This window comes from Coleofasciculus sp. FACHB-712 (genome assembly GCF_014695635.1).
Taxonomy (GTDB): domain Bacteria; phylum Cyanobacteriota; class Cyanobacteriia; order Cyanobacteriales; family FACHB-T130; genus FACHB-T130.
In genome coordinates, this window is record NZ_JACJOQ010000448.1 from 1 (window position 1) to 9,796 (window position 9,796).

Genomic DNA, 9,796 nt, shown 5'->3' on the forward strand with positions numbered 1-9,796 from the left:
TGTTGATACTTGGCTTTTCTGAATAGTCAAGTTAACCTGGTGCAAATCAGGGAGCCGTCAAGTTCTAAATTTTCCTATGCTCCTCAATTAATTTACCGTCATGCCTGGGGAGCAAAATCTTAAGAAAGTATAAAAGGTTTAAACTAAGGTGTGGTGGTTGGAGGACAACCGTGTTTCTACGACTTGCAGAGCAACACCGTCAATTTGTACAGGATCTAGTGATGAACCTCCAAGCTCTGGCGATTGTGCTAGAGCAGCGGGGCTATCTGGCTTCTTGCTATACCTGCGGAGGCCAAATGAATAGCGCATCATTTATGGTTAGTCTTGGTGACAACCATCTAATTCGCTTTTTAGTATCGGATTATGGGATTACCTGGACAGAAATGCGGGATGACCGTGAATTAATGAAGCTAGAGGGCGCTGAAGCGATTTGTCAGCTACAAGACCTAGCCAATCTAGTTAAATACCAAATCAAACCTTCTGAGTATCGTCCTGCCGTGCCCCAGCGAGGCTAAAGGAGTTAGCGTAGCAAGGTTTCACCACTCTCTTTAGACAGATAAGCTCCTAGGACTGCTAATCTGAAAAGTGAGAAACCTATGTGCTAACCCCTGGCGATGGATGCCGGAAGAGATGTCTATGACCGCCCTTGATTGTGCATGGCAACACCATTTTATTGAGACCAACAACATTCGCTTACATTGTGTCACCCAAGGAGAGGGAGAGCTAGTTATCCTGTTGCACGGGTTTCCAGAGTTTTGGTATTCCTGGCGGCATCAAATCCCAGCACTGGCTCGCCATTTTAAGGTGGTGGTTCCCGATTTGCGGGGCTACAACGATTCGGATAAGCCTCTCAGTGGTTATGACCTGGATACTCTTAGCGCCGATATTCGGGGTCTGATTGAGAATTTAGGGTATGTCCGGGCACATATTGTTGGTCACGATTGGGGCGGATTGATCGCATGGCATCTAGCGCAGAAATTTCCAGACGTTCTGAATCGTCTGGCTATTTTGAATGCGCCGCATCCGTACAGGTTTTGGCAGGAATTGACGGGAAACTTGGATCACCTGCGCCGCAGCTGGTACGTTCTGGCGTTTCAGATTCCTGGTTTGCCAGAGTGGCTGATTCAGCAAAATTTAAAAGATTTTGTAAATAACGTGTTTCGGGGACAGGCGGTTCGCAAAGGCGCGTTTTCTGCCGAGGATGCCCAAGTGTATCAGGCAGCACTGGCAAAGCCTGGGGTTTTGGCGGCGGCAATTAACTACTATCGATCGTCTTTGTCGCCTCAAAATTGGCTGCATCACTGGGGACGATCGCCCGATCCCGTCACTGTGCCTACCTTGATTTTGTGGAGCGAAGAAGACGCCTTTTTGACTCGAAAACTCACCGAAGGCATGGAACGCTTAATCGCTGCTCCTTTCAACCTAAAATTTATTAGTCACTGCGGTCACTGGATGCAGCAAGAAGTTCCCCAAACCGTAAATCGAGAACTCTTAAACTTTTTCCGCTCCCCAATATTAACTGGTGGCAAAAAAAACTTCTAAATCTATTGGTAAAAATCTATCGAAGAAACTGCTGCCAGTGTGGTGAGATTTAAAACTGGCGACTTCGCTCATGTCAACAATCTTTAACAACACGCTTGATAGCGCCAAATTAATTGGCGCTATTGGTTTTGGAAATGTTAATTTAGCAAAAGTTAGAAGAAACTAAGCTGATTGACCGGAATAGCCCAAAAGCCCTATAGTCCCAGTTTCTTCGACTACAGAATTTTAGGCGATCGCGTTGAGACTCATTTTCCAATTTTTCAACAAACTCAGGTCACAAGGCAGTATCAAACCCCCATCTGGCGGTCAAAGAACGAATTGTGATGCGAAACACAGAGCAACCATGACAATTAACAACCCCAGTCGCCGAATTTTGTTGCATCCTGGAAGGGTAGGGGTTGTATCTATTTCGTTCGACAGAGGACAAGGTTATATCCTCGGATTAACTCGATTTATGGCGTAGCGCCACCAGCAAAATGATTGGGTACCGTGAGAGCGATCGCCTCATGCTCAATTATTTCCCAAATCAGCAACGCCCCCTCACTGCACTCAGTATCAGCGAGAACTAAGGATGTTTAACGCTACAGAAATTCTAATTGACTCTTTTGTTCAAAGAATTCGTGAAGGCTACCGACGCACTTACGGCGGCTACAAGCCCGACTACGAAGATATTATTGCCTGGGCGGGGGGTATGGCTCTGGAAAACATTGCCAACAGCGACGCCCTTTATCACAATGTTGAACACTCGATTTTAGTCGCTCTGGTCGGGCAAGAAATCTTGCGCGGTAGACATATCCGCGAGGGCGGGGTGTCCTGTGAAGACTGGTTGCACTTCATTCTCTCCTTGGTTTGCCATGACATTGGCTACGTGAAGGGCGTGTGTCGCCTAGATAGAGACTACGAAAGACTGTATGCGACGGGGCAGGATGCAGAAATGGTTTCCGTGCCTCGTGGATCTTCAGATGCCAGCTTGACACCGTATCACGTCGATCGAGCCAAACTCTTTATTGAAGAGCGCTTTGGCGGTCATAAGCTGATTGATGCGGAATTGATCAAGCGCAATATTGAACTCACTCGTTTTCCAGTCCCAAAAGCAGAGGATCATCAAGATACGGTTAATTATCCAGGCTTGGTTCGGGCATCTGACTTGATTGGTCAGCTGAGCGATCCCCGCTACCTGAAGAAAATTGGTGCCTTGTACTATGAGTTTGAAGAAACTGGCGTCAATCAAGCCTTAGGTTATCGGCATCCTGGAGACTTGCGGCGGAACTATCCCAAATTTTACTGGCATGGGGTATTTCCGTATATTCAAGATGCGCTGCGCTACCTGTCGCTAACTCAGCAGGGTAAGCAAATCATTGCCAACCTCTACTCGAATGTGTTTGTTGTTGAGCACGAAAGTGCCGAAGATGAGCGACGGCAACTGGAAGAACAGTTAGTAGTTGGAGCTTAGAAAGGGAACCAGTGGGGAGTTAGGAGCGAACAATCCAAATAAGCTTGGAAATACTAAATTCTAGCTTATGATTTAATTTAAAACTCCTAACTCATAACTCCTAAGCACTAACTTTATGAACTGGTGGCAAAAGCTTAAAAACAATCCCTTAGCTCGTTTTGGCGCTTTAATCCTGTTAATTTTTTACCTTAGCGTTATTGCAGCTGATTTTGTTGCGCCTTATCGTCCATGTGACTCTTATGACCTGTCTCAAGGACTGTGTGATGTACAGCCAAATACGTCACTTTTGCCACCAACTCAGATTTACTGGCGCAACCGTGAGGGACAATTTATTGGGCCGCACGTTTACCCGACGACTCAGGGGCCGACAGATTTAGAGACGGGCGATCGCAAAGTGATTGTAGACTTCCAAAAACCTTCACCTGTTCGCCTGTTTGTCCGGGGACCGAAATACCAACTATTTCAGCTTCGCCTACCGCTGCCACCCAAATTTGATGAGGTGGAAATTCTTAGCGGTATTCCCTTTAATTGGCATCTCTTCGGCACCCTTGGGGAAGGCAAACTGAATTTGTTAGGCACCGATGAACAGGGGCGCGACCAGTTCAGCCGTCTACTGCACGGGGGCAGAATCAGCCTCAGCATTGGTCTAGTGGGAATTGCCATATCTTTCCCCCTAGGTTTGTTGGTTGGAGGGATTTCTGGCTTTTTCGGAGGCACAACTGACAGCATCTTAATGCGCTTTGTGGAAGTGCTGATGACAATTCCCAGCCTTTATCTGTTGGTTGCCCTTGCCGCAGTGCTACCGTCAGGACTAACGAGTGCCCAGCGATTCTTATTAATTGTCCTGATTACCTCATTCGTCGGCTGGGCTGGGTTAGCACGGGTGATTCGGGGACAGGTGCTGTCCATTAAAGAGCGGGAATTTGTGCAAGCAGCACGCGCAATGGGTGCAAAACCGCTGTACATTATCATTCGTCATGTGTTGCCGCAAACTGCTACCTACGTGATTATCTCGGCAACTTTGGCAATCCCTGGTTTTATCGTGGCGGAATCAGTGCTGAGTTTGATTGGGCTAGGAATTCAGCAGCCAGATCCGTCTTGGGGGAATATGCTATCGCTAGCAACAAATGCATCAATTTTGGTGTTACAACCTTGGTTGATCTGGCCTCCAGCGCTATTGATTATCCTCACTGTATTAGCATTTAACTTGCTAGGCGATGGGCTGCGGGATGCCCTCGATCCCCGGAGTTTGCGGCGGTAATTTTAAAAGTTTTTTGCGAATTTGTGTGACATATTTAGCAGAGTCGGTCATATTTGTGAACTGACTCTGCTAAATTTTTTGTTGAGTTTGTTTCCGAGCTATTCATATAGCTCGGAAACGTGTGATCTGATAGGAGTTGGAAGCAAATGATATTGAAAATTATATTCAAAAAAATTATTTGTTCAAGTTTGAAATACGGCTTATTTAGCTGGATTTTAGTCAGTGGCTTTGTCTCTCAAACTGCTTATTCTGCGGATGTAGATAAAACTCCTCAAGGTAGCAAAGAAATTAGTACGTTTCTAAAGACAGATTCAGATTTACCAAATTTGGATAATCAGCCTGATAACAACACGAGTTTGCAACAGGTGGAGGAACTAGAGGAGGAAAATGCAGAAGAGTCAGACGCTGCTGAAGCTTCGATGGAGCAAGTGACCAATGTTTCTCAGCTGACAGACGTGGAACCCACAGATTGGGCATATGAAGCACTGCGATCGCTTATCGAACGCTATGGCTGTATCGCGGGCTATCCGGACAGTACTTATCGTGGTAATCGTGCCCTAACGCGGTATGAATTTGCTGCCGGGTTAAATGCTTGTTTGGAGCAAATTACTAACCTGGTTCCGATAGCAACTGCTGATGGAATCAGACAAGAGGAATTGGCTACCTTACAGCGATTGCAATCAGAATTTGCAATCGAATTGGCCAGTCTTCGGGGTTCCGTGGGTAGCTTGGAAGCTCGCACTGCGGAAATAGAAGCAACCCAATTTTCTACAACCACTAAATTGAGCGGACTGACAATTGTTGGCGTTCAAGGGCGTAGCAACAATCGCGCCGATTTATTTCCTAGAGATGGGAAAAAAGAGACTGATGATCGGGGTACAAATATTAACGTAATTAATTTTAATCAGCTGTATCTAACTACCCAATTTGACGAACGTAGTTACCTGTTAGCAGGTCTCCAAGCGAGTCAAGGAACCACTGCACCTCGACTAACTAACGATGTCCTACTGAGCTATGAATTGTTTAATGATAACGATGTGATTTTGAGCGATCTAAACTACCGTTTCCTCCTCACCGACAAATTTGCTGTTCTCGTGGGGACAGAAGGAGTAAATATGGCTTACGCTTTCCGAGGCCCAAATCGTGTGGAAAGCGCTGCTACAGGTCCAATTTCTGCTTTTGCCCAAAGAAACCCAATTCTGAATATTGGCTTTGGTCGTGGCGGTATCGGTTTTGATTGGCAATTTGCTAAACGTGCCAGTTTGCAGGCGGTTTACTCAACGACTATTCCAGGATTTTTTCATAGCGATGGACGACCCGACGGGCACAATACCGCAGGTTTCCAACTAGCGCTTACCCCAACCGATCCGCTTGATATCACTTTGTATTATGTTAATGACTACTCTCCCAATGGTTCTTTGCTGACTGGGATTGGAGACGACCAGTTGAGTGCTATTAATCCACTGACTGGTAATTCAGCATCCCTGCAAACTAATGCCGTTGGTGCCACGATTAACTGGCGAATTACGCCGCGCATTTCGTTAGGTGGATGGGCTGGTTATACCAATTCCCACATTCCCGGAAGATCGGGAAATGTAGAAACAACTAACTATATGGTGTATCTCAATTTTCCCGATTTATTTGGACAAGGAAATTTGGGAGGAATTTATATTGGACAACCACCAAAAATTGTTAGCAGCGATTTGCCCGTAGGAAATAATATCCCTGACTTTTTCAATACGGGTTTGGGCAGAGAAGGAGGACAACCTGGAACGACCACTCATGTAGAAGCGTTCTATCGTTGGCAGGCAACGGACAACATTAGCATCACGCCAGGGGTAGTCTTTATTTTTGAACCGGGACATACACCCGCTAGCGACCCAATCGCTGTAGGTATATTACGGACTAGCTTCTCCTTCTAGGAAAATTTCCCTATCTACACTTGTCACATTCAGCAAAGTGCAACATCGCAGGAGTTCTTGGATGTCGCTCAGGATGATATTCTGATGCAAAATGCCAGTTTACACCTCATCAAACCTTTATTTAGCTACAAAAACTTTATCCAAATTTACCGTAATTTTACTAAGTCTACTTTTTTTTAATTTAATATTTTTTTATTTTCAGTGTTATCTCGCTTGTAGATAGAAGAGTAGAAGCTATAAATTGACATAAGGTTCGGTTAAGCAATTATATTGGCAACTACAAGAATCTCTAATTGTTATTTGTCGCTCTTTAATCAACCTCAATAGAAATTGTAAATTTTGCTGTATTTGTCTACCCTGGAAAACATTTACGGCAGAAAAACTTATGGGTTGATTTCAAAATTTTTATCTGTAATTGCAGATAGATACAGATTATTTTTGCTTTTGCAAAAGTTAATTATTTGTTTGAAGGATGTTGAGTCAAAGTGGCTAAATTTATTTTTTCTTTTCTAGTTTTTATTTTAACTCAAAGCTCTATTTTAAGTGCGGCTAATTCTCAAGCCCAAACGGTTATTCCTTTAGAAACTAACATTGTTGATACTATCGACTCAAGCTCCTATGAACAGACCGCAGAGTGGAATACAAGTGTTAAATCTGACGTTGGTAATACTGTCGTCAATTCTACCAATACTGAGCAAGTTGTTGTTTCTAAAGCTGGAAATAAAGCTACTGATTCTAGCTCCCCTGTAGCGGACAGTAAAGCCACTAATCAACGGATTCCCATGTCAAGCAGAATTTTTGATGTATCTTCTATGCGACAGTAGCGCCAAGGGGTGATACATCTCAATTTTTGAGATAGTGTCGAAATTATTGTAGAGGTCGGCTGTTTGATATCTTTAAGCGATCGCATCCGCTTATTCTACCCAGATGTTTTTTCCTCAACGGGGTGTTGACCATAAAAGGGTAGCGCTTCTGACCAGTGGGGGCGCTTTCCCTGTTGCCAATCTAGATAGGCTAGTTCTAGTAGGCTCGAAACGGTTGCCCCTAGCCCAGCCCCAGCAGCGATATCAATTAGCTGATAGGGATGCCAACTGTCCAGCGTTTGTTGCCATACTGCCGGTGTCATCACGCTATCTGGTAACATCTGAGCGAGTCCGGAACTGGATGGCAATACCTGATAAATGGCGGTAAATAATTGACCCCGTTGAGCTGGCAATTGGACAGCGATCGCATTACTGAGTGAAGATTCTTCACCGTTTCCGTTGCCTTGCTGTTTACTTTTACCGGCTTCTGACCAAGCCACAGATGCCAGTGTAGAGACGGAAAACAGAGGAATATCCAACTGTTGCGCCAGGGTCCGCGCTGTAACAACACCGATGCGAGTCCCTGTAAAGCTGCCTGGGCCTATTGCCACACAGATAAATTTCAAATCAGCCCACATCTGCGGCTGAATAAACTCAGCCAGATGATGATGTAAATGAGTGGATAAATCGCGCCCTAAATCCCAAGTTTGGCAGCGCGAATCTCCAGAAAAGTTATTGAGTGCTAGACCTAGTTCAGGACTGCTGGTATGTAGTGCTAAGCCGTATTTTGTTGGATCGAGCTTCACGGAATTCATGCCCAGTTCAAGGGATCGATAGCCCAGATAGGGAAACCCGATAAATCAGAGTCCCTACAAGTGCCTAGCCGCGACTTCTTAGTCGTGAAAGGCGTTGATTTGGAGATCGTAAATTGCTTGACCCGTCAAGCAGTGCCAGTGACAGGTAAATAAATCTGGCTTTTGGACGTTGATGCTAGCGATCGCTGGTTCCCCTGGAAACGGCAAAAGTCGGTCAAAAAAAATCCCTTGCTCTTGAAAGCCGAACTGTAATAAATAAACAGCTGGTGGCGCTGATAAAAATTGCAGCAATCGATGCCCCAGTTGGTACAGTGGCTGACGCCAGATATCCGATAGATGCACCGGCTGACGATAACCTTTCAAAGTCGGTTCTAAGCGCCTACTTTCATCATCCTCAACCCTACCAATCACCTCGCCGTAGAGCGGCCCCTTTGCCGTAAGAACGATTGGCAACCAGAAATCACCGACACCCGTCGTCGCTCCTAATTGCTCCACCAACTGGCGTAAACCAGTCACATCGCGGCAAGCCTGATAAAGGGATTGGGCTGGAAATTCCAAGCTTTCTGGCAAATTCAGCGTTAAAGGACACCAAAGAGTTTCCGCTTGGTTTTGCAAGTCCGTCCAGACTGAGGCAATAAATTGCGTCTCTACAATTTGTATCGTTGTCGGTACTGGGGAATTGAGCGCGCTTTGCTTGAGGGCAGAAACAATTTCGGCTATTGTGGGCGATACCGGAAGTTCATCAGCAGCATCAACCACAATCAGAACTTTACGCATGACCAAAGGTTGGAATCGGGCTATTACGAACACCCGTACGCGGGAAACTGGGCAGATCGAGTCCGGTCGTCGTGCGACGGGTTCTGACAGCTAGACGGTAGCTGACACTTTGCAACTCGGCATGGAGTTGACGGTTTTCCCGTTGCAGCATCGCCACTTTTTCTCGCACGGGTGCCATGCGTTCGGCAAATTTCTGGCGATAAATCTGTGGTAACTCCTGCACCACTTGTTCGAGCATCCGGCTGCGGTCGGTCAATTCCTGTACAGACTGCCGCAATTGATAAATCTCGGTGTCGCGGGTTGTAATCTGTTCCTGGTAGAACGTTACCTGCTGCTCGACCTCTTGCAGTTGTTCTCGCAGCGCTCTCATCTGAGCCATGTGCCGCTCAGAAACTTCCGGTCTGGGCATAAAATTAGCATTGCCCTTAACCAGCCGGAATAGTTCTTGAGACAACTGCTGAACCAGTTGATCTCGCATCTGCAACTCTTCGCGCAGGCGAGTTGCGTCAGATTGAAGCGTTTGTAGGTTTGGCGTGTCTGTCTGGCTCACAATGGCTTACGGCTCCTTTGAGATGATTTTCCTAATGGCAGGCGCGAGGCGATAGCGGATGGCTCATATTGCTTTTGCAGCTAATTTACCATTTGCAACGGCAATTAACACCTGATTGCTACCCTTGTTTGCAATTAAGGGTTGGGTCTATCGTATCCTCAGATTCAGCTAGATTTTCTGCCGGTGCGAACAAATCGTTCAGTTTATACAAACCATTTGTCATCCGGCAGCGAGATTGAAGCGATAGGCGTCTTGTAGTATTTAGGTGGAATCAAGAGGAAGTGGTTAAGATGAGCGCAGCCAGCAGTTCAAACAAGATCAAATTTGGTACCGATGGATGGCGGGGGATTATCGCCGATGACTTTACCTTCGCCAATGTGTGTAAAGTTACGCGGGCGATCGCGAGTTATCTCGAAAACGCCTATTCCAAAGACCGTCCTGTCTTAGTAGCTTACGATACCCGTTTTTTAGCCGACCAATTCGCCCGAACTGCCGCTGAAGTTTTGGCAGACGCAGGGTGGACGGTGAAAATTGTCGATCGAGATTGCCCGACACCAGTTATTGCTTACAACGCTAAGCTTCTCAACTCTGCTGGGGCACTGATGTTCACCGCCAGTCATAACCCAGCTCCCTATTGCGGCATCAAATACATCCCCGATTACGCTGGTCCGGC

The 9,796-nt window shown here is 46.1% G+C and carries 9 protein-coding genes and 1 pseudogene; 7 read left to right on the forward strand and 3 right to left on the reverse strand.

Going from position 1 to position 9,796, the window contains the following annotated elements:
• Positions 1 to 170 precede the first annotated feature (170 nt).
• The 6 genes from H6F50_RS14115 (at position 171) to H6F50_RS14140 (ending at position 7,002) form a co-directional block, all read left to right on the forward strand.
• Positions 171 to 515 carry a DUF1815 family protein gene (locus tag H6F50_RS14115; RefSeq protein WP_190413027.1) on the forward strand — a complete coding sequence of 115 codons (345 nt, stop codon included), beginning with the start codon at positions 171 to 173 and terminating at the stop codon, positions 513 to 515.
• A gap of 121 nt (positions 516 to 636) precedes the next feature.
• Entirely contained in the window at positions 637 to 1,542 is a 906-nt protein-coding gene (locus tag H6F50_RS14120) for an alpha/beta hydrolase (protein WP_206753538.1), read from the forward strand.
• 571 nt (positions 1,543 to 2,113) lie between these two features.
• On the forward strand, positions 2,114 to 2,995 hold the full coding sequence (locus H6F50_RS14125; protein ID WP_190413028.1) for an Npun_R2479 family HD domain-containing metalloprotein: 882 nt from the start codon (positions 2,114 to 2,116) through the stop codon (positions 2,993 to 2,995).
• 115 nt (positions 2,996 to 3,110) lie between these two features.
• A complete protein-coding gene (locus tag H6F50_RS14130; protein ID WP_190429182.1) occupies positions 3,111 to 4,256 on the forward strand; it encodes an ABC transporter permease in 1,146 nt (381 codons plus the stop codon).
• A gap of 146 nt (positions 4,257 to 4,402) precedes the next feature.
• On the forward strand, positions 4,403 to 6,178 hold the full coding sequence (locus H6F50_RS14135; RefSeq protein WP_190429183.1) for an iron uptake porin: 1,776 nt from the start codon (positions 4,403 to 4,405) through the stop codon (positions 6,176 to 6,178).
• A 485-nt stretch (positions 6,179 to 6,663) separates the two neighbouring features.
• On the forward strand, positions 6,664 to 7,002 hold the full coding sequence (locus H6F50_RS14140; protein WP_190429184.1) for a hypothetical protein: 339 nt from the start codon (positions 6,664 to 6,666) through the stop codon (positions 7,000 to 7,002).
• Positions 7,003 to 7,097: 95 nt separating this feature from the next.
• Here the strand turns inward: H6F50_RS14140 and tsaB are convergent, their stop codons facing one another.
• From tsaB to H6F50_RS14155, 3 genes are all read right to left on the reverse strand, one after another.
• Entirely contained in the window at positions 7,098 to 7,796 is a 699-nt protein-coding gene (gene tsaB / locus H6F50_RS14145) for a tRNA (adenosine(37)-N6)-threonylcarbamoyltransferase complex dimerization subunit type 1 TsaB (protein WP_190429185.1), read from the reverse strand.
• A gap of 78 nt (positions 7,797 to 7,874) precedes the next feature.
• The gene (locus tag H6F50_RS14150; protein ID WP_190429186.1) at positions 7,875 to 8,573 is read right to left on the reverse strand and encodes a hypothetical protein; all 699 of its coding nucleotides are present in this window, start codon (positions 8,571 to 8,573) and stop codon (positions 7,875 to 7,877) included.
• A complete protein-coding gene (locus H6F50_RS14155) occupies positions 8,566 to 9,123 on the reverse strand; it encodes an Npun_F5560 family protein (protein ID WP_190413034.1) in 558 nt (185 codons plus the stop codon). Before H6F50_RS14155 ends, H6F50_RS14150 begins: the two co-directional genes overlap by 8 nt.
• A 290-nt stretch (positions 9,124 to 9,413) precedes the next feature.
• On the opposite strand from H6F50_RS14155, the pseudogene H6F50_RS14160 reads away from it, so the two are divergent.
• Positions 9,414 to 9,796, forward strand: a pseudogene (locus H6F50_RS14160) (phosphoglucomutase/phosphomannomutase family protein); the annotation flags it as partial.

Coding starts and splice junctions, on each gene's coding strand:
- H6F50_RS14150 (WP_190429186.1), bottom strand. CDS start 8,573: ATGCGTAAAGTTCTGATTGTGGTTGATGCTGCTGATGAACTTCCGGTA.
- H6F50_RS14120 (WP_206753538.1), top strand. CDS start 637: ATGACCGCCCTTGATTGTGCATGGCAACACCATTTTATTGAGACCAAC.
- H6F50_RS14135 (WP_190429183.1), top strand. CDS start 4,403: ATGATATTGAAAATTATATTCAAAAAAATTATTTGTTCAAGTTTGAAA.
- tsaB (WP_190429185.1), bottom strand. CDS start 7,796: ATGAATTCCGTGAAGCTCGATCCAACAAAATACGGCTTAGCACTACAT.
- H6F50_RS14125 (WP_190413028.1), top strand. CDS start 2,114: ATGTTTAACGCTACAGAAATTCTAATTGACTCTTTTGTTCAAAGAATT.
- H6F50_RS14130 (WP_190429182.1), top strand. CDS start 3,111: ATGAACTGGTGGCAAAAGCTTAAAAACAATCCCTTAGCTCGTTTTGGC.